Source organism: Nocardioides sp. ChNu-153, from assembly GCF_030466625.1.
In the GTDB taxonomy this organism is placed as follows: Bacteria; Actinomycetota; Actinomycetes; order Propionibacteriales; family Nocardioidaceae; genus Nocardioides.
In genome coordinates, this window is sequence record NZ_JADEVT010000008.1 from 118,139 (window position 1) to 142,064 (window position 23,926).

24 protein-coding genes are annotated in these 23,926 nt (G+C 75.4%); 7 read left to right on the top strand and 17 right to left on the bottom strand.

The window, feature by feature from the left end; all coding sequences use genetic code 11:
* Positions 1-12: 12 nt before the first annotated feature.
* Entirely contained in the window at positions 13-543 is a 531-nt protein-coding gene (locus INN71_RS11970) for a DUF6328 family protein (protein WP_277500962.1), read from the bottom strand.
* Between the two features lie 243 nt (positions 544-786).
* Here INN71_RS11970 and INN71_RS11975 point away from each other — a divergent pair, with 243 nt between their 5' ends.
* Both INN71_RS11975 and INN71_RS11980 read left to right on the top strand, forming a co-directional pair.
* Positions 787-1,767 carry an iron-containing redox enzyme family protein gene (locus INN71_RS11975; RefSeq protein WP_277500961.1) on the top strand — a complete coding sequence of 327 codons (981 nt, stop codon included), beginning with the start codon at positions 787-789 and terminating at the stop codon, positions 1,765-1,767.
* Positions 1,764-2,018 (top strand): CDGSH iron-sulfur domain-containing protein, encoded by a 255-nt coding sequence (locus INN71_RS11980; protein WP_277500960.1) that lies wholly within the window; start codon positions 1,764-1,766, stop codon positions 2,016-2,018. Before INN71_RS11975 ends, INN71_RS11980 begins: the two co-directional genes overlap by 4 nt.
* A 407-nt stretch (positions 2,019-2,425) precedes the next feature.
* Here the strand turns inward: INN71_RS11980 and INN71_RS11985 are convergent, their stop codons facing one another.
* From INN71_RS11985 to dnaK, 9 genes are all read right to left on the bottom strand, one after another.
* Positions 2,426-3,673, bottom strand: coding sequence for an HNH endonuclease signature motif containing protein (locus INN71_RS11985; RefSeq protein ID WP_277500959.1), 1,248 nt, complete (start codon positions 3,671-3,673; stop codon positions 2,426-2,428).
* 531 nt (positions 3,674-4,204) lie between these two features.
* A complete protein-coding gene (locus INN71_RS11990) occupies positions 4,205-4,879 on the bottom strand; it encodes a class I SAM-dependent methyltransferase (protein WP_301800514.1) in 675 nt (224 codons plus the stop codon).
* Positions 4,880-4,907: 28 nt separating this feature from the next.
* A complete protein-coding gene (locus INN71_RS11995; protein WP_301800515.1) occupies positions 4,908-5,891 on the bottom strand; it encodes an alpha/beta hydrolase fold domain-containing protein in 984 nt (327 codons plus the stop codon).
* A 45-nt stretch (positions 5,892-5,936) separates the two neighbouring features.
* Positions 5,937-7,022, bottom strand: a complete 1,086-nt coding sequence (locus INN71_RS12000) for an Abi-alpha family protein (protein WP_301800517.1) — start codon at positions 7,020-7,022, stop codon at positions 5,937-5,939.
* A complete protein-coding gene (locus tag INN71_RS12005; RefSeq protein ID WP_277500955.1) occupies positions 7,019-8,335 on the bottom strand; it encodes a hypothetical protein in 1,317 nt (438 codons plus the stop codon). The genes INN71_RS12000 and INN71_RS12005 overlap by 4 nt, the downstream gene beginning before the upstream one ends.
* 139 nt (positions 8,336-8,474) lie before the next feature.
* A complete protein-coding gene (locus tag INN71_RS12010) occupies positions 8,475-8,924 on the bottom strand; it encodes a MerR family transcriptional regulator (RefSeq protein ID WP_277500954.1) in 450 nt (149 codons plus the stop codon).
* On the bottom strand, positions 8,924-10,096 hold the full coding sequence (dnaJ, locus tag INN71_RS12015; protein ID WP_301800520.1) for a molecular chaperone DnaJ: 1,173 nt from the start codon (positions 10,094-10,096) through the stop codon (positions 8,924-8,926). The genes INN71_RS12010 and dnaJ overlap by 1 nt, the downstream gene beginning before the upstream one ends.
* 108 nt (positions 10,097-10,204) lie before the next feature.
* On the bottom strand, positions 10,205-10,855 hold the full coding sequence (grpE, locus tag INN71_RS12020) for a nucleotide exchange factor GrpE (RefSeq protein WP_301800523.1): 651 nt from the start codon (positions 10,853-10,855) through the stop codon (positions 10,205-10,207).
* Positions 10,852-12,702, bottom strand: coding sequence for a molecular chaperone DnaK (dnaK, locus tag INN71_RS12025; protein ID WP_301800524.1), 1,851 nt, complete (start codon positions 12,700-12,702; stop codon positions 10,852-10,854). Before dnaK ends, grpE begins: the two co-directional genes overlap by 4 nt.
* A 250-nt stretch (positions 12,703-12,952) precedes the next feature.
* On the opposite strand from dnaK, the gene INN71_RS12030 reads away from it, so the two are divergent.
* Positions 12,953-13,258, top strand: coding sequence for a DUF4303 domain-containing protein (locus INN71_RS12030; RefSeq protein WP_301800525.1), 306 nt, complete (start codon positions 12,953-12,955; stop codon positions 13,256-13,258).
* Positions 13,255-13,533, top strand: a complete 279-nt coding sequence (locus INN71_RS12035; RefSeq protein WP_301800527.1) for a hypothetical protein — start codon at positions 13,255-13,257, stop codon at positions 13,531-13,533. Before INN71_RS12030 ends, INN71_RS12035 begins: the two co-directional genes overlap by 4 nt.
* Positions 13,534-13,590: 57 nt before the next feature.
* Here INN71_RS12035 and INN71_RS12040 read toward each other — a convergent pair whose 3' ends face one another.
* From INN71_RS12040 to INN71_RS12055, 4 genes are all read right to left on the bottom strand, one after another.
* Positions 13,591-14,178, bottom strand: coding sequence for a hypothetical protein (locus INN71_RS12040; protein ID WP_277500947.1), 588 nt, complete (start codon positions 14,176-14,178; stop codon positions 13,591-13,593).
* A 121-nt stretch (positions 14,179-14,299) separates the two neighbouring features.
* Positions 14,300-15,172 carry a sucrase ferredoxin gene (locus INN71_RS12045; protein WP_301800529.1) on the bottom strand — a complete coding sequence of 291 codons (873 nt, stop codon included), beginning with the start codon at positions 15,170-15,172 and terminating at the stop codon, positions 14,300-14,302.
* Positions 15,169-18,192 (bottom strand): helix-turn-helix transcriptional regulator, encoded by a 3,024-nt coding sequence (locus tag INN71_RS12050; RefSeq protein WP_301800531.1) that lies wholly within the window; start codon positions 18,190-18,192, stop codon positions 15,169-15,171. Before INN71_RS12050 ends, INN71_RS12045 begins: the two co-directional genes overlap by 4 nt.
* Before the next feature lie 83 nt (positions 18,193-18,275).
* Positions 18,276-18,398: a hypothetical protein gene (locus tag INN71_RS12055; RefSeq protein ID WP_277500628.1), complete on the bottom strand. Its 123-nt coding sequence runs from the start codon at positions 18,396-18,398 to the stop codon at positions 18,276-18,278.
* A gap of 198 nt (positions 18,399-18,596) precedes the next feature.
* Here INN71_RS12055 and INN71_RS12060 point away from each other — a divergent pair, with 198 nt between their 5' ends.
* The gene (locus INN71_RS12060; RefSeq protein WP_301800535.1) at positions 18,597-19,211 is read left to right on the top strand and encodes a nitroreductase family protein; all 615 of its coding nucleotides are present in this window, start codon (positions 18,597-18,599) and stop codon (positions 19,209-19,211) included.
* Positions 19,212-19,238: 27 nt separating this feature from the next.
* On the opposite strand, the gene INN71_RS12065 is transcribed toward INN71_RS12060, so the two are convergent.
* The 3 genes from INN71_RS12065 to INN71_RS12075 form a co-directional block, all read right to left on the bottom strand.
* Complete coding sequence (locus INN71_RS12065) at positions 19,239-19,634, bottom strand: hypothetical protein (RefSeq protein WP_301800536.1); 396 nt, start codon at positions 19,632-19,634, stop codon at positions 19,239-19,241.
* Entirely contained in the window at positions 19,631-21,391 is a 1,761-nt protein-coding gene (locus INN71_RS12070; protein WP_301800537.1) for a DUF4135 domain-containing protein, read from the bottom strand. Before INN71_RS12070 ends, INN71_RS12065 begins: the two co-directional genes overlap by 4 nt.
* A gap of 65 nt (positions 21,392-21,456) precedes the next feature.
* Positions 21,457-21,666, bottom strand: coding sequence for a hypothetical protein (locus INN71_RS12075; protein WP_301800539.1), 210 nt, complete (start codon positions 21,664-21,666; stop codon positions 21,457-21,459).
* Positions 21,667-21,915: 249 nt separating this feature from the next.
* Between INN71_RS12075 and INN71_RS12080 the strand changes: the two genes are divergently transcribed.
* Together INN71_RS12080 and INN71_RS12085 are read left to right on the top strand one after the other, a co-directional pair.
* The gene (locus tag INN71_RS12080) at positions 21,916-23,226 is read left to right on the top strand and encodes a sensor histidine kinase (protein ID WP_277500634.1); all 1,311 of its coding nucleotides are present in this window, start codon (positions 21,916-21,918) and stop codon (positions 23,224-23,226) included.
* Positions 23,223-23,924: a response regulator transcription factor gene (locus INN71_RS12085; RefSeq protein WP_301800541.1), complete on the top strand. Its 702-nt coding sequence runs from the start codon at positions 23,223-23,225 to the stop codon at positions 23,922-23,924. The genes INN71_RS12080 and INN71_RS12085 overlap by 4 nt, the downstream gene beginning before the upstream one ends.
* Positions 23,925-23,926: the final 2 nt, after the last annotated feature.

Here is a 23,926-nt window from a genome sequence, read left to right on the forward strand (position 1 = left end):
GGGGCCGGGCGCCTAGGTCCGGGGCCGGCCGGGCGTGGCCCGGGGCCCGTCCCGGCGCCCGAGGAGGAGCGGCACGACGGCCCACAGCAGGAGCAGGGTGACGAGCACCGCGCCAGCGAGCACCAGGGCCGGACGCAGGCCGAGCACGACGTCGGAGACGAACAGGACGACGCCGGAGCACACGAGCGCCAGGAGCAGCAGCCCGGCCCGCGCCAGCTGGTTCGCCGACTCCACCAGCCACCGGCGGCGGCGCTGGCGGAAGAGCAGCCGGTGGTAGGCCACCGGCGCCACGATGAGCCCCGTCGTCAGCACCGAGCCGACGAGCAGCGTGAGGTAGAGCGTGCGCTGACCCTCGGTCAGGTCGCCGAAGCGCTCGGTGAACGGGATGGTCACGAGGAAGCCCGTGAGGAGCTGCACGCCGGTCTGCACGACCCGCAGCTCCTGCATCAGCTCCGACCAGTTGCGGTCGAGCCGCTCGTCGGTGAGACCTGCCCCGAGGTGGTCGCGCGCCTCCTGCGGGGGGTGGGGGTCGTGGCTCGGCATCGTGCGCCTCCTGGCCCCCCGTCCCTGGCCTGTCGCTGACCGGCCAGCGTACGCCGCGGGGTCGGGCGCGGCCACGGGTCGTCGCCGGTGGTTCGCCCCGCGGTCGTCCTGCGGCGGGGTGGCCGCGACCACCGGCTGCCTACGCTGGCGGGGCCGCGCGGCGGCGACGGCGAGGCGATCCACAGGCGACTGCGAACGGTGTCCACGGGTACTGGCTCGCCGTCACTGACAGAGGAGGACTGCATGCACCTGCCCCGGCCCCGAGGTCCCATCAGCGAGGCAGTGGTGGAGGTCGTGCGCGGCGGGCGTGCGGAGATCCCCAGCGTCACCGACATCCGGAGCGAGGACGCCCAGATCGCGTTGTGGACGGTCTACGAGCTCGCCTACCGCGGGTTCGGCGACGCGTCGCCCGACGCCGAGCGCGACCTGGAGCTGCTGCGCTGGCGCCACCACGCGGAGGACCTCCTCGAGGCCGAGCTGCGGGACCTCACCCGCGCCGCCGTCGACGAGGCCCGTGCGGCCGCCGCCACCGTCGAGGGCCGCCTGCGCGCCCTGGTCGACGCCGGGCCGTCGACGCCGCTGGCGCGCCACCTGCAGCGTCGCGCGACCCGCGAGCAGGTGCTCGCCTACCTCGTCGAGCGCAGCGTCTACCACCTCAAGGAGTCGGACCCCCAGGCCTTCGTGCTCGGCCGGGTCGACGGGCCCGCGAAGGTGGCGCTGGGCGAGCTGCTCTACGACGAGTACGGCGGGGGGCGCCCCGAGCGCCTGCACTCCCACCTGTACGCCGAGGCGCTCGAGGCCTGCGGGCTGGACGCGACGTACGGCGCCTACATCGACCAGGTCGAGGCGCCCACCCTGCTGTCCAACAACGTGATGTCGCTCTTCGCGATGCAGCGCCGGCTGCGCGGCGCGTCCCTCGGTCACCTGGCGGCGTTCGAGGCGACGAGCACGGACCCGTGCCGCCGCATCGCGGTCGGCATCGAGCGGGTGGGCCTGCCGGACGCCGCCGCGGCGTACTTCCACGAGCACGTCGAGGCCGACGCCGTCCACGAGCAGGTCGTCATGGGCGACATCTGCGGCGCGGCCGTCGCCGCCGAGCCGGCGATCGAGGACGACCTGCTGCTCGGCGCCGCCACCTGCCTCATCATCGACGCGGAAGCCAGCCAGGCGCTGTACGACGCGATCACCGCCCCCGCGCCCGAGCTCGCCGGGGCTGGCCGATGAGCAGCGGCGCCCCCGACGCCGGTCGTGCTGGCGGTCGGGAGGCCGGTCGCGACCCCGTGCGCGTGCGCGTGTGCCCCGACGGTCCGCTGCTGCTGCGCGGCGCGGACGAGGTCATGGACGCCGACGGCCGCGCCCACCCCGTCACCCGCCCCGTCGTCGCCGTCTGCGTCTGCGGCGGCACCGCCCGCGCGCCCTGGTGCGACGGCACCCACGCACTGCTCAACAAGCGCCGCGCTGCTAACAACTCCTGAGGGCCCCCGTCCCGCCCGACTTGACCTGCCTGCCTGCCCGGGCATGGTTTCGAGGGATTGCGGAGCAACCCACCTCACCACCGAGGGGTTCTGTTGATGGTGGCCGCGTGCGCGCCCGCCGGTGAGCGAGGTGGCCGCGTGGCAGTGCGGTGGGTGAGGTGGCCCGCCGGCCCATTCCGGTGGTTGAGGCGGTCGCGCGGCAGTGCGGTGGGTGAGGCGGTCGCGCGGCAGTGCGTTGGCTGAGGTGGCCCGCCGGCCCATTCCGGTGGTTGAGGTGGTCGCGCGGCACTGCGGTGGCTGAGGCGGTCGCGCGCACTGCGTTGGCGAGGTGGCCCGCCGGCCCATTCCGGTGGTTGAGGTGGCCGCCCCGGCGGCCCTCGAAACCACGTGTCAGACATCCGGGCTCATCAGACCCGTCGGGTGAACCTGAGCTTGCCGGTGCCGAGTGTCTCGGTCAGGTACGTCGGGGCGTGGGCGACGCGGTGGTGGCGCCAGCACAGCAACCGACCGCGCGTCACCGACGTCCCTCCTCCGCGTGACCAGGGATCGTCGTGGTGGGCCTCGCACCGGTGCGGTGGTGCGTCACAGTCCTCTGCGGTGCACCCCCCGTCGCGCAGGATCATCGCGATCCGCTGGGGTTTGGTGTGGAACCGCGCGGCCCGGCCCAGGTCCAGGACTTCGCTCTTCGTGCCCAGCACCGCCGGGACGAGGTCCGCGCCGCAGGCGAGGCGTCGTGCCTCGCCGGGCGAGATGCGGTGGCCGGTGTCGAGCGACGCTGCGGCCAGGCCGCCGGTGAGGGTGTCGACCGACATCGTCACCACGACCGTCGCGCCGGCTCCGGCGGCGTCGGGGAGGTCGGCGTCACGCATCCGCTCGATGAGTTCGACGAACGCCTGGCCACGCCGCTCCCAGGCGGGCCGAGCATCAGCCGCGTCGCCATCGCTCCCGGCCCGGAGGTGGCTGCGTCGCGGCGAAGAGATGGCGTCGAGCATCTTGGTGAACATCGCCCCGTGCAGCTCCGGCACCGTGAACCGCCCGTGGACACAGCCGTGGCCGTCCTCGCGCATCGTCAACCGGATCTTCGCGACCGCTTCGCGCTCCTCCTGCGCCAGCAGCTCCGCCTCCCGGGCTTCACCGACAGCGGGCGCGACGACGTCGAGGATCCGCCGGCCCAGGACGCGCAGGGCCTTGGCGTCGTGCTCGCGGGCGAACCCGACCAGCGTGCGTTCCGCCTCATCCCTGACCTCCGCGGTCACGTCGCCCAGGTCATCCAGCGCCCGCACCACCACCTCGAGCTGATCGGGCGAGACCGCGCCGGAAGCAGCCGCGGCGGCGAGGACGCCGTACTGCTCGTTCACGGCGACCGCGACACGGACGCGGCGATGGGCCTCGGCGCGGGTCACCTGGGTGGCGTTCGCGAACCACACCGCGGTCGACGCCGCACCCGTCGCGTCCTCGACGCGCACCTCGCTGGCGTGGGCCAGGAGCCGCGACTGCAGCGCGGCAAGACGGTTCGCGGCCCGCTCGAGCTCGACGAGGGCCGCGCCCGTCTCGACCGGGCCCAGCGTCAGCAGACCGAGCTCGAACCCGTCGTCCAGGTCGTCGTGGACGCGCGCGACGACCCCGGCGAGGGGGTGCAGCGCCGTCTCGGTCATAGGTCCATGACACCAGGGACCACCGACATTCCTGGGCTCGATCCGCGCCTCTCCACAACTGACGTCTGCGCAGTTCAGAAGGGGTGCGTCGCTGACGACGACTCGCGTGCCCCGGTGTGGTTTCGAGGGCCGCCGGGGCGGCCACCTCAACCACCAAGAGCGCGCGCCGGGCGGCGCGCGGCTCGCGACGACTCGACGCCCCTAGGCGTACAGCGCGCGACGACTCGGCGTACCCCGGCGCGGTTTCGAGGGCAGCCCGGGGCGGCCACCTCAACCACCAAGAGCGCGCGCCGGGCGGCGCGCGGCTCGCGACGACTCGACGCCCCTAGGCGTACAGCGCGCGACGACTCGGCGTACCCCGGCGTGGTTTCGAGGGCCGCCGGGGCGGCCACCTCAACCACCAGGAGCGCGCGCGCCGGGCGGCGCGCGGCTGGCGACGACTCGGCGCCCCTAGGCGTGCGGCTCGCGACGACTCGGCGGCCCTGCGCGTGCAGCTCGCGACGACTCGGCGTACCCGGCGCGCCCGGCCCTCTACTCCGCGGCGGCGAAGTGGACGAGCATGCCGCGGTCGAACTGCCGCACCTCGGCGACGCGCAGCGCGCCGGAGGCGACGTCGGGGTGGCCCTCGAGCGCGGCGAGCTGGTCGACGGGACCGACCTGCAGCACGAGGTGGCCGCCCGGGAGCAGGACGCGCGCGGCATGGGAGACGCAGGCGACGGCGAGGTCGGTGCCGTCGGGTCCGCCGTCGATGGCGAGCAGGGGGTCCTCGGGGAACTGCCCGACCTCCTCGCGGGGCACCCACGGTGGGTCGGCCAGCACGAGGGGGTACGTCGGCTCGAGGGGCTCCACGGCGCGGAAGTCGCCCTGCACGACCTCGGAGTCGACGCCGGCAGCGGCCGCGTTGAGGCGGGCGTAGTCGCAGGCGACCGGGTCGAGGTCCATCTGCACCAGCGGACGGCCGGCGGTCTTGGCCGCGACGATCCCCATGTGCCCGGCGCCGCAGCACAGCTCGAGGATCGGGCCGGGCGGGGCGGTGGCGGCGAGCTGCGCCACCCACACCGACTGGGCGACGGTCCACGGCCGCGGCTCCAGAACGCGCCGGTCCCACCGGATGAGCTCGGTCGAGAAGACGGTGGTGAGCTGCTCCACGCCCTCGGCGGGCGGCGGCCCCGGGGCAGGCTCGACGGACACGGCGTCGCTGGTCATGGGCGCCCGGTACCCGCGCGACGGCACGTCACCCACCTCGCCGACCCCCGCCCGGTACCCCGTCGGCCGCCGCCGCACGCACCAGCTCGCGCAGCTGGCGCCGCGTCCCCGCGGCCTCCGGCACCGCCCGCGTCATCCACACGTGGAACATGGCCGTCACCTCCCGCACCCGCAGCGTCGCGCCGGCGGCGAGCGCGCGCCGTACCAGCCCGTCGACCGCCGGCCGCAGGATGTCGTGGTCGCCGATGAACAGCTCGAGCGGCGGCAGGCCGTCGAGGGGCCCGGCGACGGGGCTGACCAGCGGGTCGGCGGGGTCGCGCGGCCCCGCCCACCACCGGCCGGCCGCGCGCAGCCCGCCCTCCTCCAGCATGGGGTCGGTGGCCTCGAGGTCGCCGACCTCGTCCTCGTCGAGGGTCGCGTCGAGCCACGGGCACAGCATCACGAGGCGCGCCGGCTGCCGCGGCTGGCCCCGCAGCCGCTGGCCGATCACCAGCGTCAGCGCCCCACCCGCGGAGTCCCCCATCAGCACCGTGGGGGTGCCGTCGGCGCACGCGTCGCGCACCAGGCCGATCAGGCGGGGCAGCACCTCGTCGACGTCCGCGCCCGGCGCGAGCGGGTACGCCGGCACGACGACCTCCGCGGGCGCCGCGGCCAGGGCGCGCACGAGGCGCCAGTAGTCTGCCGTCAGCGGGTGCACGTAGCCACCGCCGTGGAGGTAGACCACCCGGGCGACGGGCGCCGTGTCGCGGGGCCGCACCACCCACGTGCGCATCCCGTGCCGCTGCTCCTCGCGCACGTCGAGGCGCCGCCGCGTCCACCGCGTGGGCGGGGCGTCGCCCTTCCGCTGCAGCGCAAGCGCGTTCTCCCGGGTGTGCTCGGCGCCCGTGAACGCGTCCTTGTCGCGCCCCAGCCACATGCCGGCCACGTAGAGCCGGGTCCAGGGCGTGGGCGGGCGGTCGTCGACGTCGTGGGTGACGCCGGGCGGCGGGAGGTCGGGACGGGGGGCGCTCACACCTCCCAGGCTGCCAGCCGGGGCCAGAGCGAGCGGGATCCGTCCTCAGTCGGCCCGGGGCGCCGGCGCCAGCTTCTCCGACGACGGCGACGTGGGCGGCGCCTGGTGCACCGGGAAGGCGGTGGAGGCGACCTCGGCCTCCGTCACGAAGCACATCCGCGCGAAGTCCACCCCGAACGGCGTCAGGTGGATGCTGCGCCGCAGGATGCGCGCGAACTTCACGGAGTGCGTCGCGCTCAGCACGTCGGGCTGCGCCTCGACCACCTGGTAGCGCAGCAGGTCGTCGAGCGACTCCGACGACTGCCACACCAGCCCGAGGCGCGAGAGGTTGTTGAGGTACTGCGGCACGAGCTCGACGTACCGCAGCCCGGCCCGCGCTCCGATCATGTTGAGCCCCCGGGCCACGAGCTGGGAGTTCACCATCCCGACCGGGCCGCCGGTGCGCACGTCGACCGACGGCTGCGGGCCGTCCTTGAGCAGCAGCACGAGGATGCGCGCCTCGTCGGGCGCGATGTCGGCGAGGATCCGCTCGTACGCCGGGTGGCTGCCCTCGGTGTGCCACACGTCGCGCGACTGCTCCAGCAGCTTCGCGCCCTTCGCGCGCAGCCGCTGCTCCTCGCTGAGGCGCCGCGAGCCGTGGTGGGTCTCGGGGACGGGCGCCGCGCTCGCCCGCTCCGCCGGGACGCGCGCCTGCGCCTGCGCCACGGCCTGGGGCAGCGGCGTGCCCGACGAGAGGGCCCGTGCGACGCTCGAGACCAGGGCCGCTGCGTCGTTGAGGTCGCGGGTCAGCTCCGCCGCGGCGTCGGGGTCGACCATGGCGCGCACGAGCTTGCGGCCGGTCCGCGCGTACGCCGTGACCCCCCACTCCGCGGTGTGGTACGCCGTCGTGGCCGCGATGCGGGCCAGCCCGGGCAGCGCGTCGACGGCGGGCGCGAGCGAGGCCGGCACCCGGTCGGCGACGACCGCAGGCAGGAACGACGGCACCCGGGCCGGCAGCCGCGGGCGCCTCGACCGGGAGGGCGCCGGGAGCGCCGGCGTGCCGTCCTCGCGCACCACCTGCTGGCGCGGCGCGCCCCAGCCACCCGACGTGCCCCTGCCCGACGTGCTGCCGCCCGACGTACCCCTGCTCACCGGCCTCCGACCCCGAACATCCAGAGGTGGAGGAACCCACCCGCTGCGCCCATGATGGCGCCGTGGGCGTAGAGCATCCACTCGTCCTCCTTGATCGCGGCCCGCATCATCTCCACGAAGTCGCGCGGCGGCAGCTCCTTGCAGCGCTGGGCGATGAGGCTCTGGATCTTGTCGGACTGCCGGGCGCTGAACACGGGGTCCTGGAAGGGGCGCATGGTGCGGCCCACCGCCTCCTGGGCCACCGACTCCTTGATGGTGTCGAAGCGGCTGGTGCCGACGGCCACGCGCACCGCACCGCGCGCCGGCCCGATCGCGCCGTCGATCGCGGGCTCCAGCGCCGTCGCGAGCATCTGCCGGGTGCGGTCGCCGCGCGGGCCGTCGAGCAGGAAGTCGCCGATGCGCTCCAGCGTGATCACGTCCGTCGCGATGTGCCGGGCGTAGATCTCGGCGGCCTCGGACTGGCGGCGCGGGAAGAGGCCCTGGAAGGTGAAGGGCCCGACCTTGGTGCGCTCCGCAGGGTCGAAGATCAGCCACATGCCGAGCAGGTTGGTCATCCACCCGACGACGACACCCATGAGCGGCAGCGCCCACCACTGCCCGAAGGCGTGGTCGATGACGGCCACCGGGATGCCCAGCAGGAAGCCGAAGACGAACCCGAAGACCACCATGAGCCGCAGCTCCTTGGCCCCGAAGTCGCGGAAGATCCGCACGACCAGGTCGGGGTTCTTCTCGAAGTGGTCGATGACCATGATCTTGGGGTCGAGCAGCTGGTCGATGTGGATGCCGATCTCCGTCGTCACCCGGCGCACGACCTGCGGCAGCTGGTGCTGCACCCGCTCCACGATCGCGACGCGCACGGGCCGCGGGAGGTCGTGCCACAGCCGCGGGTGCTCGCGCAGCATCACCTGCTCGACGAGCTCGGGGATCTCGGGGGAGAACATCTCGACGATGTGCTCGGCGATGCGGTCGGGCTCCAGCTCCTGGTAGAACTCCGCCGGCGTGCCGAGCTTCGCGATCGCCTTGTCGACGGCGATGCTGCCCATCTTGGCGGCGCGCGCGGGCACGATGCCCTGCCAGCCCAGCCCGCCGCGCAGGAAGCCGGGGATCTCCTGCACCTTGCGCGGCGACGCCGCGGCCAGCTCCTTGAGCCCGGGCACCCGGAAGCCGTGGAAGTGGGTCGGGGAGAACAGCATCCACAGGCCCGACCAGTTGATCAGCCAGCCCACGACGGCGGTGAAGACGGGGATGGACCAGAAGTGCACCCAGTCCATGTGGGCGAGGTAGTCACGCAGCCACTCACCTGCAGCGTCCACGTGTCGACCTCACCCCTCGCGACGTCCTGCCCGGTGCGGGTCGCCGCCCCCGGGTCGTTCTCCCGCTCGTGCCGTTGCGAAGGTTAACCGCAAGTAGCCTCGGCGGACCACGATCGCGAGACCTGGATCACCCGCGGGCTCACACGCCGCGGTTGCGCCGCCACACGACGAGGGACTGGCTGGGGTCGGCCGGGCGCAGCACGGGCAGGTTCCCCGCGCGGGCGGGGGCGGGCGTCGTACGGCGGGCCGCGACCGCCTGCCGCAGGGCCTCCCGCGTCGCCTCGAGCTCGGCGACGAGCTCCTCGTTGCGCCGGCGCAACGCGACGAGGTGGTTCTCGAGGTCGAGGATGCGCCGCACCCCCTCGATGCCGGTGCCGGCGGAGGTGAGCTCGGCGATGTCGCGCAGGCGGTCGATGTCGCGGGCCGAGTAGCGCCGGCCCCCGCCGCCCGTGCGGCCGGGGGTGATGAGCCCCATCCGCTCGTACGCGCGGAGCGTCTGCGGGTGGAGCCCGGTCAGCTCGGCCGCGACGGAGATGACGAAGACCGCGGCGTCGGGGTCCGGCCCCGCGGGGCCACCGCGGGCGGCCATCACGCCTCCTCGAACAGCCCGGCCCGCAGCGGGCGCCCGGCCATCGCCGCGCGGTAGTTCTCCACGGCCTCGCGCGCCCCGGCGTCGAGGGTGGCGGGCACCTGCACCTGCACGGTGGCGAGCAGGTCGCCGTTGGTGCCGTCGGCGCGGCGCGCCCCCTTGCCGCGCACCCGGAAGGTGCGTCCGCTGGGCGTGCCCGGCGGGATGCGCAGCGTGACGGGGCCGCCGCCCAGCGTCGGGACCTTGATCTCCGCGCCGAGCGCGAGCTCGTCGAAGCCGACGGGCACGTCGAGGGTCAGGTTGTCGTCGCGGCGCCCGAAGAGACGGTGCGGCGAGACCTTCACGGTGACGAACAGGTCGCCCGCCGGGCCACCGTTCTCGCCCGGGGCGCCCTTGCCGCGCAGGCGGATCCGCTGACCGTCCTTCACGCCCGCCGGGATGCGCGCCTGGATCGTGCGGGCCGACGTGCCGCGGCCGGTGCCGTGGCAGGTGGGGCACGACTCGTCGTACACGAGCTGGCGGCCGTGGCAGACCGGGCAGGTCTCGTTCATCGAGAACGCGCCGCCCACCGAGCCGACGACGTAGCCCGCGCCCTCGCACTCCACGCACACGTGGGGCTTGGTGCCGGGCTTGCCGCCGGTGCCGTTGCACGTCGGGCAGGCCGCCTCGCTGGCCAGGCGCAGCGAGATCGTGACGCCCTCGAGGGCGTCGGTGAAGCTGATGGTCGCGGTGCTCTCGACGTCGGCGCCCTTCGTGGCGCGGCTGCGCGTCTGCTGGCGCCGGCCCCCGAAGATGTCGCCGAACATGTCGCCGATGCCGCCGGCCCCGCCCGCGCCACCTGCGCCGGCGCGGTCGCGGAGCAGGTCGGAGAGGTCGAAGCCGCCGAACCCGCCGAACCCGCCGGCGCCGCCCCCGCCGAAGCCCCCGCCGAACCCGCTCGGCATGGCGCGGACCTCGTCGTACTGCTTGCGCTTGGCCGGGTCCCCGATCACGTCGTAGGCCTCGGCGACCTCCTTGAAGCGGTCGTGCTTCGCCGTGTCGCCCGGGTTGGAGTCGGGGTGGTTGGCGCGCGCCAGCTTCCGGTAGGCCTTCTTGATGTCGTCGGCCGAGGCGTCCTTCCCGACACCCAGCACCTTGTAGAAGTCCTTCGTCGCCCAGTCGGCGTTGCTCATCCGCGCACCTCCTCGTCACTCGTCTCCGACGTCCACCACCCGGCCCGCTCGTGCGGGCGGGGTGGGCCGGCCGGGCCGGTACGACGTCGTACCGGCCCGGCCGTCACCTCACTCCGGGTCGACGACCAGCACCTGCGCGGCGCGCACGACGCGCTCGCCGATGCGGTAGCCGGCCTTGGCCACGACCTTCACCGTGGGCACGGTGACCTCCGGGTCGCTGCCCATGGTCGACAGCGCCTCGTGGAGGTTCGGGTCGAACGCGTCGCCCGGCTCGGCGAACTTCGTCAGGCCCTGCGCCCCGACCACCCGCTCCAGCTGGTCGGCGACGGCCTTGAGGCCGCCCTCCAGCGGGGCGTGCTCCCGCGCGCGGTCGATGGTGTCGAGCACCTCGACGACGGGCGCGAGCACCTTGTACGACGCGTTCTGCGCGAGCAGCTCGCGGTCGCGCTCGACGCGGCGCTTGTAGTTGACGAACTCCGCCTGGAGGCGCTGGAGGTCCGCCGTGCGCTCCGCCAGCTCCATCCGCGTCACCGCGAGCTCGTCGGCGACGGCCTGGCCGGTCCCCGCCTCGTCGGCGGCACCCGCCTCGGCCGCCTCCCCGGACCCGGTGGTCCCGGCGGTCCCGGCGGCCTCGCCGGCCGAGCCGGCCTCGCCACCGGCGAGGCTCGACTCGGTCGGCTCGGCGACCTGCGGCTCGTCCACCTCGCCCGAGGGCGACTCGGACGGCGGGCGCTCCTCGTGCGGCTGGTCAGCCGTCACTTCTGCTCACCCTCGGGGCCCTCGTCGACGATCTCGGCGTCGACGACGTCCTCGTCGGCCTCACCGGTCGAGCCGGTGGTGCCGCCGGCCGCGGCCTGGTCGGCCTCGGCCTGGGCGTAGAGCGCGGCGCCCATCTTCTGGCTGGAGCCGTTGAGCTTCGTGACGCCGGCCTGGATCTCGTCGGCGGTGGCGTCGTCGCGACCCAGCACCTCCTTGAGCGCGTCCACGTCGCCCTGCACCTCGGTCTTGACGTCCTCGGGCAGCTTGTCCGCGTTGTCCGTCAGGAACTTCTCGGTCGTGTAGACGAGCTGGTCGGCGGTGTTGCGGGCCTCGACGGCGGCGCGCCGGTTGGCGTCCTCCTCGGCGTACTGCTCCGCCTCCTTGACCATGCGGTCGATCTCGTCCTTGCCGAGCGCCGAGCCGCCGGAGATGGTCATCGACTGCTCGCGGCCCGAGGCCTGGTCCTTCGCCGAGACGTGCACGATGCCGTTGGCGTCGATGTCGAAGGTGACCTCGATCTTCGGCACGCCACGCGGCGCCGGCGGCAGGCCCGTCAGCTCGAAGTTGCCGAGCGGCTGGTTCTGCGACCACATCTGGCGCTCGCCCTGCGCGACCTTGATCTCGACCGACGGCTGGTTGTCGTCCGCCGTCGTGAAGATCTCGCTGCGCTTGGTCGGGATCGTCGTGTTGCGCTCGATGAGGGTGGTCATGATGCCGCCCTTCGTCTCGATGCCCAGGCTCAGCGGCGTGACGTCGAGGAGCAGCACGTCCTTGACCTCGCCCTTGAGCACGCCGGCCTGCAGGGCCGCGCCGAGCGCGACGACCTCGTCCGGGTTGACGCCCTTGTTGGGCTCCTTGCCGCCGAGCAGCTCCTTCACCAGGTCGGAGACGGCCGGCATGCGGGTGGAGCCACCCACGAGCACGACGTGGTCGATCGCGGAGACCGCGACGCCGCCGTCCTTCAGCACCTGCTGGAAGGGCGACTTGGTGCGCTCGAGCAGGTCGGCGGTGATGCGCTGGAACTCACCGCGCGTCAGCTTCTCCTCGAAGTGCAGCGGGCCCGACTCGCCGTGCGTGATGTAGGGCAGGTGGATCGTGGTCTCGCTGGAGGAGGAGAGCTCGATCTTCGCCTTCTCCGCCGCCTCCTGGAGGCGCTGCGCGGCGATCTTGTCCGCGCCGAGGTCCACGCCGTTGGCGTTCTTGAACTTCGTGACCATCCACTCGACGACGCGCTTGTCCCAGTCGTCACCACCGAGCTCGTTGTCACCGCTGGTGGCCTTCACCTCGACGACGCCCTCGCCGATCTCCAGCAGCGAGACGTCGAACGTGCCGCCACCGAGGTCGAAGACGAGGATCGTCTGGTCGTCGCCCTTGTCGAGGCCGTAGGCCAGCGCGGCCGCCGTCGGCTCGTTGACGATGCGGGAGACGTTGAGGCCGGCGATCTCGCCCGCCTCCTTCGTCGCCTGGCGCTGCGCGTCGGAGAAGTACGCCGGCACCGTGATGACCGCGTCGGTCACGGGCTCGCCGAGGTAGGCCTCCGCGTCGCGCTTCAGCTTCTGGAGCACGAACGCGCTGATCTGCTGGGGGGTGAAGGACTTGTCGTCGAGCTGGGTCTTCCAGTCCGTGCCCATGTGCCGCTTCACCGAGCGGATGGTGCGGTCGACGTTGGTGACCGCCTGACGCTTGGCGACCTCGCCGACGAGGACCTCGCCGGACTTCGCGAACGCGACGACGGACGGCGTGGTGCGCGCGCCCTCGGCGTTGGCGATGACGGTCGGCTCGCCGCCCTCCAGGACGGCGACGACCGAGTTGGTGGTGCCGAGGTCGATTCCGACTGCGCGAGCCATGTGTTCCTCCTGTGCTGGGGTGCCGGGCTGGGTACCGGGCTGTCTGCGGGACCGGCGTCGAGCCGGGTGCGGACCATCTGCGTCCGACCGCGACCGACGCTCCGGGCGTGACTCCCATGGTGCGTCGCCGGGTCGAGTCTCACAAATTTCCTGAGCCGACTCAACTCAACTTTCGTCGTACCGGTCAACGCAGGTCGGGCGGGTGGCATTCCCGCCGCGACGCCGTGATCCGGCCCACTACGCTGCCTCCGTGGACGACCTCGACGCACTGCGCGACCGCCTGGTCACGAGCATCGTCGCGACCCTCGGACCGCTGCTCGCGCCGTACGACGGCGAGCGGGTCTACGCGGTCGCGCTGCTGACCGACTCCGACGTGTCGACGGTCGGTCTGGCCGCGCACGGCGAGGGGGCCCTGGCGCGGCTGGTAGCGGCGCAGTCCGCGGCCGACCGGGATGACGAGGGCATGCGCGCCCACCTGCGCTGGTGGCCGACGAGTGGGGCGAGGGCGACCTGGGCGTGGTCCCCGAGGTCGGCGCGGAGCCCCTGGTGCGCGTGAGCGATGCCCTCGCCCACGCCCACGACGCCGCTCTGGACGCCGCCCCGGACGCCGGGCAGTGGCGCCGGGTCGGCCGAGCGTTGCTGGTCGACGCGCTGGGCGACGCACGGGTGCGCGCGCGCCTGGCGGAGGTCGCGCCGGGCAGCCACCCGGTGCTGTTCGTGACGGACACCGACGGCGCCATGGCCCCCACCGTCGCGAGCATCGACGCGCTCAACCGCGACCACCCGGACCCTGACCTCGTGGCGGCGGCGCGGGCCCACCTCGGCGCCTGACGCGTCAGGCAGGGGTCAGCCGGGTGGGCGGACCAGCCGGGTGGGCGGACCCGCCGGTCAGCCGATCTGGATGGTGACCTCGTTCGACGCCAGCCCCGTGCTGTCGTCGACGGCGCGGATGCGGTTCTCGCCCGGCCGGCCCAGCGCGATGTAGGTGGAGTACAGCCCGCCGGAGACCGAGGTGTTGGCGGCGATGTCGTTCCAGCTGCCGTCGGTGAAGCGCTGGATGGTGAGGATCGCGCCGTCGCCGCCGGTGTAGACCCCGGAGATGTCGATGCGGTCCATGACGCCCGCGCTCGTGGTGCTCGCCTGCAGCGTGATCTCGGGCGCGGCCGCCGCGGTCGTGGTGGTGGTCGTCGCCGCCGGCTCGGGCTCCTCGGACTCCTCCGCGTCCTCGGAGCCCCCCTCGCCCTCGGGGGTCAGCGTGATGAGCGGCCCCGTGGGCGAGTCAGTGAGGCTCACCTCGGGCAGCACGAGGGTCGGCTCCGCGGCCTCGCCCCCACCGCCGCCGCCACCCCCGGAGAGACCGAGCACGCGCACGCCGCCGAGGGCCACGAGCCCCACGATCAGGCCGACGACGAGGCCCACCCCCACGAGGGCGATGACGCCCACGAGCACGGGCCGGTCGTCGTTCTCGTCCACCACCGCGGTGACTCCCTCGGTCTCGTCCCTGCCCGCGCACCGCGGGCCGTTGGTCGGCCATTCTCGTCGCGGGTGTCAAGCCGACCAAACGGGCGACCGGGCGCCGCGGTCCTCACGGCACGGCTCACGGCACGGTGACGACCTCCCAGACCGGTGCGGCACCCGTCTTCTCGTCCCCGCAGCTCTGCCGGCGCGCGGCGCCCGGGTGCGACGTGACGCGGCAGCGCACGAGCTCCTCGGTCCCGTCGCCGCCCGTCACGGCGAGCACGACCTCGTCGCCCCCGGTCGCGAGCACCCGCACCGCGTCGAGCGCGGTCAGCCCCGTCGTCGCCCGCACGTGCAGCTCCGCCGCCTGGGCCGCCGCGGGCAGGCCGGCCGCGCCCCGCGCCACCCCGAGCGGCACCTGCCCGTCGGCCAGCGCGGCACACGCCTCGACCGCTCCGTCCGGGTCGAGCCGGCCCAGCGCCACCCCCGAAGGCAGGGCCAGCAGCGTGGCGGAGAACCGGTGCCCGCCCAGGTGGGTGGTCTCCCAGGTCGCCCCGGGCCACCGCTCCGCGAGCGCCTGCGCCACCGGACGGCCGAGCTCGGCGCAGCACAGGTCGCGCCGGCCGTTGGTGCACACCAGCCAGAGCGGGTCGGGGTACGGCGTCGCTCCCGGCAGCGCGCCCCGTGCGACGTCGTCGGCGGTCGTGCCCAGCAGGGCGGCGAGGTCGGGCAGCAGGGCCGCGGTGACGGCGTACCCTGCACCCTCGCGGCGGGCGGCGAACACGTGCCGCGGGCCGTCCGGCCGCCGTCCGGGCCGGCGCACCAGCTGCACCCGCACGCCCCGCAGCCCGCCGAGGTGGGCCGCCACCTCGGGCGGGAGGTCGCTCTCCCGCAGCGCCTTGCGGCCCCACGGGCCGGGCTGCTCGACGAGCAACCACGTGTCGTCGGTCGGCGCGGTGCCCGCGAGGGGCTCGCCGTCGGCCGCGCTGGCGGCGGCGCAGCGGAACGTCACAGCAGTCCCTTCCGTCGGGCCAGCGCCGCCGCCTCCGTGCGCCCGGACGCGCCGAGCTTGGCGAGGATGTTCGAGACGTGCACCGAGACCGTCTTGACGCTGATGAACAGCTGGCGGGCGATCTCCCCGTTGCTGCGGCCCTGGGCGACCAGGCCGAGGATCTCCCGCTCGCGGGAGGTCAGCGGCTCGTCCGTGCGGTCGGGCCTCGCGGCGCCCCCGCGCCCCGACGCGCCCGACCCGGCCGCTCGGCGCCCCAGCACGGGTGCCAGCTCGGCGCGCAGCGGCGCCAGGCCGAGGCGCTGGGCGGTGCGGTCGGCGGCCGCCGCCACCTCGCGGGCGGCCGCGGCGTCCCCGGTGGCCCGCAGCACGACGGCGAGCCGGGCCCGCACCTGCGCGAGCAGCGAGGAGTTGCGCGCCGCCTCGGTGGTCTCCTCCGCGCGCCGCCACGCGGCGACGAGCTCGTCCGGGGCGGGCGGGTCGAGGTCGGCCGCCCAGCGCCACCGCAGCCACTCCGCACCCAGCCGGGCCGCCCACGCCTCCCCCTCGGGGCCGAAGCCCGTGCCCGACTCGCGCACGTCGGCCAGCACCCGGCGCCCGTCGTCGAGCAGCCGCTCGGCCTGCGGTGCCAGCCGGCCGCGCTCGTCCTCCGTCAGGCCCACCCCGTCGCGGCCCAGCGCCGCGGAGGCGAGCACGCCGAGCGCCGTGGCGGCCAGCCGCAGCCGGGCCGGGAAGTGCTCGCGCCAGGTGACCGTCACGCAGGCGACGAGCGCGTCGTACACCTCGAGGGCGGCCGCGGCGTCCCGCTCGTGCTCGGCGACGGTGAGCTCCGCGGTCGCCGCGCTCACCGCGAGCAGGCCCTCCTCCCGCCAGCGCTCGCGCAGGGACCGGGCGCGGGCGAGGGCGTCGGCCTCGCCGCGGGCGGCCGCGACGCGCACCGCCAGGGCGAGCAGCCACGCCTCGCTCAGGGCGGGCGGCGTCTGCCCGGCGACGTCGGTCAGCTCGAGCACGCTGTCCCAGTCGCCCTGGTCGAAGGCGACCGACGCGAGGTGGAAGCGGCAGTCGAAGGCGTAGGGCGCCCACGGCGTGCCGGCCGCGGCCCCCCGTCGTACGCCGCGGGCGAACGCGTCGGCGGCCAGCTGGTGCTCGGCGCGGTCCTGGTGGAGGCGCCCGAGGAAGAAGAGGGCCCGCAGCTCGGCGTCCACTGCGCGCGCGGCGCGAGCCCGGCGCACCACGGTCTCCATCGAGGCCCGGACCTCGTCGACCGGCCCGTCGCGCTCCAGGCCCACCAGCGTGGCCAGCGAGTCGCTGGCCAGGCGCGGGAGGTCGTGGCGCTCGGCCAGGCCCAGCGCCTCGAGGGCCACGCGGCGCGCGTCGTCGGGCTCGCCCCACGCGGTGAGCGCCCGGGCGTGGAAGCCCAGCGCCCGCGCCCGCACCGCGACGGGCGCGTCGACGGTCAGCTCGACGGCCTCGCGGGTGTAGCCGAGCACGTCCTCGGTCGTGTCGGCCATGCCGAGCGCGGTCGCGAAGGCCGTCAGCACCTCGCCGCGCACCGCGTCGGGCACGTCGGCCGGCAGGGTCTCCAGCTGCTCGCGGGCCACCGCGGTGGCGCGGGCGACGTGGCCGGCGGCGACGAGCGCGGCGACCGCCCGCGTCACGAGGTCCGCGAGCTCCGTGGCCGCCACGACGACGCCCGGCGCGCCGAGCATCTCGAGCGCGTGCTGGTAGTGCTGCGCGGCCTCGTCGGGCGCGCCGACCCGCATCGCGTCGCCCCCGGCCTCGACGCTGGCACGCACCGCGGTCGTCGGGTCCTGGCCCAGCCGGGCGTGCCGGGCCAGCTCGGCGGCCGTGCCGGCGGCCCGCCCGTCGGCGATGGCCTCGGCGTACGCCGCGTGGAGGCGCACCCGCTCGCCGGGCAGGAGGTCGTCGTACACGGCCTCGCCCAGCAGCGCGTGCCGGAAGACGTAGGAGCCGTCGCTGCGCGGCTCGAGCACGTTCATCTCCACCGCGTGCCGCAGGGCGGCGTCGAGCCGCTCGGGCGCGAGCCCCGAGGCGACGGCCAGCAGCTCGTGGCTGACGCGGCGCCCCGACACCGACGCGACCCGCACGACGCGCGTCGCGTCGTCGTCGAGGCGGTCGAGGCGCACGAGGAGCAGGTCGGCCAGGTCGTCCGGCAGGCCGTCCCCGCCGGCGGCGACGACCAGCTCCTCGGCGAAGAACGCGTTGCCGTCGGCGCGGTCGACGATCGCCGCGATCTCGGCCTCGCTCAGCCGCCCCGCGGGCCGCGAGCGCTGGCGGGCCAGGCCGCGCACGAGGCGGCGCACGTCCGGCGGCGGCAGCGGGTCGACCTGCAGGCGGCGCACGTCGGGCAGCCGGGCCCACTCCGCGACCTGGCGACGCAGCGGGTGCCGGCGGTGCAGGTCGTCGGAGCGGTAGGACACGACGACCGCCACCCGCGCCCCGAAGGGCCGGGTGAAGAGGAAGGAGAGGAGGTCGCGGGTCGCCTGGTCCGCCCAGTGGGCGTCCTCGACCACGACCAGGTACGGCGCGGGCGCGGCCGCCGCCTCGAGCAGCGCGTGCACCGCGGGCAGCAGGTCGCCGCGGGCGAGGCTCGTCGCGTCGTCGGTCTCGCCGGTGCGCATGCGGCGGCCGGGCTGCAGCCGGGCCAGCGCCGGGTGGGTCTCGACGACGGCGGCGACGACCTCGGGGAGGTCGCGCTCGAGCCGGCCGAGGATCTCGGAGAACGGCAGGTAGGGCAGCGCCGAGTCGGCGAAGTCGAGGCAGTGACCGGCGTCGACGCGCCAGCCGTCCGCGACGGCCCGGTCGCGCAGCTCCCGCAGCAGCCGGGTCTTGCCGACACCCGCGTCACCGGCGACGAGCACCGAGGGCGGCAGGTCGTCGGGCGCCGCGTCGCCGGGCGCTGCGGCGACGTCCGGACCGGCAGCGCCGATGCCCAGCCAGGCGCCGAGCTGGTCCAGCTCGGCGCCCCGTCCGACCAGCGCCGAGCCACGGGAGACCACCACGGGTCCCATGATCACCGACGACGGCGCCGGGCGCCGCGTCCGGTCGGGCGGGCGCTGGGACGGGCGGTCGGGCGGGGAGGGGTTCAGCGGTAGCGGCGGCGACGACGCTCGGCGTCGGGGCGGGTGTCGCGGCGGGGGAGGAAGCGGCGTACCTCCTCGGCGCGGTGGCGGGCCTCGGCGACGAGGTAGTCGGGGGTGGCGAACACGGGGGCCTCCTGCGGGGGCGGGGTCGGTGCGGGTCGGTCGGCTCCCGGCGGGAGCCTGCGCAGCAGGCTCCCGGTCTGAGGTAGCCCCGCACATCGGGCGCGATCCCTAGTCCTCGTCCCGACTCCCCCGCCCACCTCAGGCGAGGTGACCCGGGCCACGCCCGGCCGGCCCGTCGCCGGCCCTGGGACACTGCGGCCATGGAGTTCTCCGAGGTGGTCCGCCGACGCCGGATGGTGCGCCGCTACGCCGACCGGCCCGTCGACCCCGCACTCGTCGACAAGGTGCTCGAGCACGCCACCCGGGCGCCGAGCGCCGGGTTCAGCCAGGGCTGGGCGTTCCTGCGCCTCGACACCCCGGTCGACGTCGCCCGCTTCTGGGAGGTCACCTCACCGGAGCACGCCGACCCCGAGGGCCGCTGGCTCTCGGGGATGCGCACCGCGCCGGTCGTCCTCGTGCCGCTGACGTCGAAGGACGCCTACCTCGACCGCTACGCCGCGCCCGACAAGGGCTGGACCGACCGCGACGAGGCCCGCTGGCCGGTCCCCTACTGGTACGTCGACGCGGGCATGGCCACGCTGCTCGCGCTCCAGACGGTCGTCGACGAGGGACTGGGTGCCTGCTTCTTCGGCATCACGCCCGAACGCGTCGGCGACTTCCGCGAGGCGTTCGGCGTGCCCGCGTCGTACCAGCCGGTGGGGGCGCTGACCATCGGCCACCGGCACCCCGAGGACACGGGGTCCTCGGGGTCGCCCGCCCGGCGGGAGCGCAAGCCGGTCGCCGACGTGGTGCACCGGGGGTACTGGGGCTCCTGAGCCCCGGCCCGTCGGTCGCGGGCCGGTTCAGGCGTCGACCGCGCGCGCGATCGCGTAGGTCATCGCGATCGCGACGAGCGCGGGCACGGCGACGAGCAGCGGCGCCTCGGCGGCCGCGATGCCGAACCCGATGCTGAGCAGCAGGAGGGCGCCGACGATGCCGGCCCCGACGAGCAGACCGCGCGTGGCCCGGCCGACGCTGCCGCCGCCCCCGGGACGACGCTGCAGGAGCACGGCCACCGCGACGCCGGCGACGAGGCCGACGACGCCGACCGACGACGCGGTCGCGTCGGGCAGCGCGGGGACGGAGACGAGGGCGCCGACCACGAGCGCCAGGACGAGGTGGAGGCCCCGTCGCCCGGCGCCACCGGAGGTGCCCACCTGGCCGCCCACGCGGCCGTCGAGGGTGCTGGAGCTGTTCACTGGACTTCTCCTCTTCTGGGTTGGTCCCCCGCTCCCACGAGCCGGTCCGACGCGGCGGGGGTGCCGCCGGACCAGTGGGCCGTGCAGGCCCGGAGCGTCTCGGTCTGGGCGGCGACGTGCGCCTCGTCGAGGCCGCCGAGCAGGGCCAGCACGTCGTCGTACGGCGTCGCCACCGCCCGCGCGCCCGTGTCGCGTCCGCGGGCGTCGCGCACCCGGCGGTCGTGCAGGTCGAGCACGAAGGCCGGCACCTCGCCGCCGGTGAGCTGGCGGACCTCGGAGGCCAGCAGCTCGGGGCCGGTCGCGGGCGCCAGCACGGCCAGGCGCGCCAGCACGCGGCGGCGGTCGGCCTCGGCGGCGAACCGCGGGTGCGTGGCCATGCGGAGCAGCTGCGCGTAGCTCATCGTCGGGCGGTGCACGTAGCGGCAGCGTCCCCGGGCGAAGTCGGAGCCCAGCCGCGCCACGACCGCGGCGCGGTGCTCGCGCGCGAAGGTGAGGCAGCGGACGAAGGCGTCGACGAGGGCGTCGGCGTCGGCCGCCGTGCGGGGGCCGCCGCCGGGCACCGTCTCGGGGTCGTCGACCACCACCGGCCCCATCTCCAGACGCAGGTCGTCGCGGCCCGCGCCGCGCACGTGCCAGGCCCGGAAGGGCGAGGTGGAGCCGCGGCGGTAGTCGAGGGCACCGAAGTCGAAGTCGCTGCCCGGGAAGGCCACGCGCAGCAGGCCGGTGGCGGTCACGTCGAGGACGTCGGGGCGGGCGCCGTCGCCGAGCCGCGGGGTGAAGAGCGCCTCGGCGTCGACCACGACCGGACGTCCCTGCGGGTCGGCGAGCAGGTTCTCGTAGTGCACGTCGGTGCCGCGCAGGAGGTGGAGCGCGGCGAGGTGGACGCCGACCATGGCGTGGAAGTCGGGGTGGGGCGCGGCGCCGGGCGCGACGTGCTCCATCCAGCCCGTCCGTGCGCCGCGGTGGAAGGCGGGCCGCGGCAGCTCGAGGCCGGTGGCGCTGCGTCCCAGCCAGGCCGCGAACGCGGCGTACCCCGCCTCGAGGTCCACCGGTCGCGGCTTCACCACCAGGCGTCGACCGCCGGCGGTGGTGAGGACGAGGACGGTGCGGCCCCCGCCGTGGGCGTCGCCGCCGGGGTCGATGGCCACGACGCGGTCGTCGGGGTCCAGCGCGAGGGACGCGCACACGGCGGTCCAGGCGTCCTCGGTCTCCTCGAGGGCGGCGCACAGCGCGTCGAGCCGCTGGGCGGCCAGGCCGCGGGCCCGCGGCAGCAGGTCGGGGTGGCGGGCGTCGACGCGCGCGCGGCCGGCCGGGGACAGCAGGTGGGCCAGGAACGCGGCGTACCGGTCCTCCGGCGTCGCGCCGGGCAGGCGACGGGCGGCGCCGTCCTCGGCCAGGAGGGCCACCAGCGGGCGCACGACCTGCTCGGCGACCGCGGACCGGGCCACCCCGGCCGCGGTGGCGACGACGCGCTCGCGGTCGGCCACGACCGTCAGCGCGTCCAGGCGCTCGGCCGCCCGCGCCACCAGCGGGGCGGCGACGGCCGCGACGAAGGCCCCGAGCACGCCGTCGTCGGGGGTGGAGCACCGGTCCGGGGTCTCCCGAGACCCGACCCCGGACCGGTCGCCGGGTGCCCCGGACCCCGGGTCCGGGGGCAGGTCGGAGGGCAGCGCGTCGGCCCACGCCAGCAGGTCGGCGACCGCCTGCTCGTCGCCGAGCTCGGGGAGCACGCGCGTCCACGTCGCCAGGTCGTCCACCGCGCTCCCCTCCCTCCTCGTCGATCTGTGCTGCGGTCGTCCGCGGTCCCCCCGCGCCCGCGGCCTCAGAGCCGGGGCAGCAGGACCGTGTCGTGCTTCGAGGTGAGGCAGTGCACCGTCGAGATGCTCGGCATCGTGCCGAGGCTCGCGAGCTGCTCGCCGACGGCCTGCTCGAACAGCTCGTCCTCGATGCTGCCGACGACGTCCTCCAGCGGGTCGCGGACGACGTCCTCGGACGGACGGGCGGTCGGGGTCTGCTGCAGCGCGCTGGTCATCGTTCGTCCCTCCGGTGGTGCGGACCGTCCCGGTGACGGCCCGAGCTCGTCCCTCGACGGTAGGGGCGCGGCGCCCCCGCGGGCATCGGTCGCCGGGGGGATCCGCCGGCGCCGGGATCTCCCCCGCGCGGGGGAGGCGCGGACCTGCGAGGACGGGTACGACGAGACTGTTTTCGACCCCCCGGGGCGGGGAAGGGAGTCCGCCGGCCCACCCGACGGGGGCCGGGACCGACGGGGAGGGGGACCGGGGTGCTGCGGGCACTGCAACGCCTGTACGGCGTCGACCAGGGGTGGACGCGACCGGTGGACGTCCGCAACGCGCTGACGGTCGACCCGGTGCTGGCGCTCGCCCTGGCCGTCGGCGCGATGCTGTCGGTCGAGACGACGCGCAGCCTCGGCACGCTGGACGACTCGGCGCTGGGCCTGCTCGGCACCTACCTCTGGATCGTGCTGCCGGTGCTCACGCTGGCGCTGCGCCGCGTCGCGCCGCTCTTCGTGCTGACCCTGGCGATCTGCCACTACGTCGCCACCGCGGTGGCGGTGCCCGAGGTGTCGGCCGTGTTCGCGCTGCAGGTCTACTACTTCTTCACCCTCTTCAGCGCCGTCGCCTGGTCGGCGCACCGCACCGGAGCGCTGGTGATGACCGTCGTCATGGCGCTCGCGACCGTCTTCTGGGTCCTCTCCGAGGTGCTGCTGCACGACGTGCTCGACCTGCTGCGCACGCTGCCGGAGGTCGGGTCCATCTCGCCGCCCGTGGCCGCGATGGCCCAGGCCGGCATCTCCGCCCTCACCTTCTTCCTCGCCTCGTCCCTCGGGGGCACGGCCGCGTGGTGGTCCGCCCGGCGCGAGGCCCAGGCCCGCGACCGGGGCGTCACGATCGCCGAGCAGGCCGACCGGCTGCGCCAGCGCTCCGTCACCGAGGAGCGGCTGCGCATCGCGCGCGAGCTGCACGACGTCATCGGGCACCACGTCGCGCTCATCGGCATCCAGACCGCGGCGGCCCGCGCCGTCCTGCGCTCCTCCCCCGACCAGGCCGCCGACGCGATGCTGACGGTCGAGGAGATCTCCCGGGGCGCGACGAGCGACCTGCGCCTGCTCCTCAACACCCTCCGCGTGCAGAACGCGGCGGAGGAGGAGGTCGTGCGCGGCGACCTGACGGCCCTGCCCGACCTGCTCGCGACGTACCAGACCCTCGGCCTCGACGTCGACTACGCCCCCGCCGGCGACGTGCGGACCGTCCCGCCCGCGGCGGCGCTGGCGGCGTACCGGGTCGTGCAGGAGGCGCTCACCAACGTGGCCCGGCACTCGCGGGCCCGGTGCGCGCGGGTGGACCTGGCGGTCGACGGCGGTGCCGGGCCGGGTGCCGGTCGCCTCGACCTGCGGGTGAGCGACCCGGGCCCGGCGCGCAGCGAGCCGACCTCGGGGTCGCAGATGGGCGTGGTGGGGATGCGCGAGCGGGTGCTGCTGCACGGCGGCGACCTGGAGGTCGGACCGAGCGACGAAGGGGGGTTCGTGGTGGCGGCACACCTGCGGTGGGACGACGCCACGGCACACGCATGAGCGACACACCGACGACATCCACCGGGCCCGTGCGGGTGCTGCTGGTGGACGACCAGAAGCTCGTGCGCGCCGGGTTCGCGCTGCTCTTCAGCGTCGACCAGCGGCTCACCGTGGTCGGTGAGGCCGCGGACGGCGAGGCGGCCGTCGCCGCCGTCGCCGAGCTGGCGCCCGACATCGTGCTGATGGACATCGAGATGCCCCGCCTCAACGGCATCGAGGCCACCCGGCGCATCGCCGCCACGAGCGACGCCAAGGTGCTGATGCTGACCACCTTCGGCGACGAGGAGCGCGTGCTCGCCTGCCTCCAGGCCGGCGCCGTCGGCTTCCTGCTGAAGAACACGGACCCCGCCCACCTCACCGACGCGGTGCTGGCCACCGCCGCCGGCCACAGCCTCCTGGCCCCCGAGGTCACCCGCCCGGTCATCACGCGCGGGCTGGAGCGCTCGAGCACCGACCAGGTCGCCATCTCCCCCGCCAACCAGGCGGCGCTCGACCAGCTGACCGAGCGCGAGCGCGAGGTGCTGCGCCACGTCGCGCACGGCCGCTCCAACAGCGAGATCGCCGCGGAGCTCTTCGTGGGGCCTGCGACGGTCAAGACCCACGTGTCGGCGTGCCTGGCCAAGCTGCAGCTGGTGAACCGCGTGCAGCTCGTCGTCTTCGCCTTCGAGTCGGGGTTCATGGCCGCCGGCCCGGACTGAGC

Bases quoted from the DNA above. Each gene is read 5' to 3' on its own strand.
- INN71_RS11970 (WP_277500962.1), bottom strand. From the start codon at position 543: ATGCCGAGCCACGACCCCCACCCCCCGCAGGAGGCGCGCGACCACCTC.
- INN71_RS11975 (WP_277500961.1), top strand. From the start codon at position 787: ATGCACCTGCCCCGGCCCCGAGGTCCCATCAGCGAGGCAGTGGTGGAG.
- INN71_RS11980 (WP_277500960.1), top strand. From the start codon at position 1,764: ATGAGCAGCGGCGCCCCCGACGCCGGTCGTGCTGGCGGTCGGGAGGCC.
- INN71_RS11985 (WP_277500959.1), bottom strand. From the start codon at position 3,673: ATGACCGAGACGGCGCTGCACCCCCTCGCCGGGGTCGTCGCGCGCGTC.
- INN71_RS11990 (WP_301800514.1), bottom strand. From the start codon at position 4,879: ATGACCAGCGACGCCGTGTCCGTCGAGCCTGCCCCGGGGCCGCCGCCC.
- INN71_RS12010 (WP_277500954.1), bottom strand. From the start codon at position 8,924: ATGGCCGCCCGCGGTGGCCCCGCGGGGCCGGACCCCGACGCCGCGGTC.
- dnaJ (WP_301800520.1), bottom strand. From the start codon at position 10,096: ATGAGCAACGCCGACTGGGCGACGAAGGACTTCTACAAGGTGCTGGGT.
- dnaK (WP_301800524.1), bottom strand. From the start codon at position 12,702: ATGGCTCGCGCAGTCGGAATCGACCTCGGCACCACCAACTCGGTCGTC.
- INN71_RS12060 (WP_301800535.1), top strand. From the start codon at position 18,597: ATGGAGTTCTCCGAGGTGGTCCGCCGACGCCGGATGGTGCGCCGCTAC.
- INN71_RS12075 (WP_301800539.1), bottom strand. From the start codon at position 21,666: ATGACCAGCGCGCTGCAGCAGACCCCGACCGCCCGTCCGTCCGAGGAC.
- INN71_RS12085 (WP_301800541.1), top strand. From the start codon at position 23,223: ATGAGCGACACACCGACGACATCCACCGGGCCCGTGCGGGTGCTGCTG.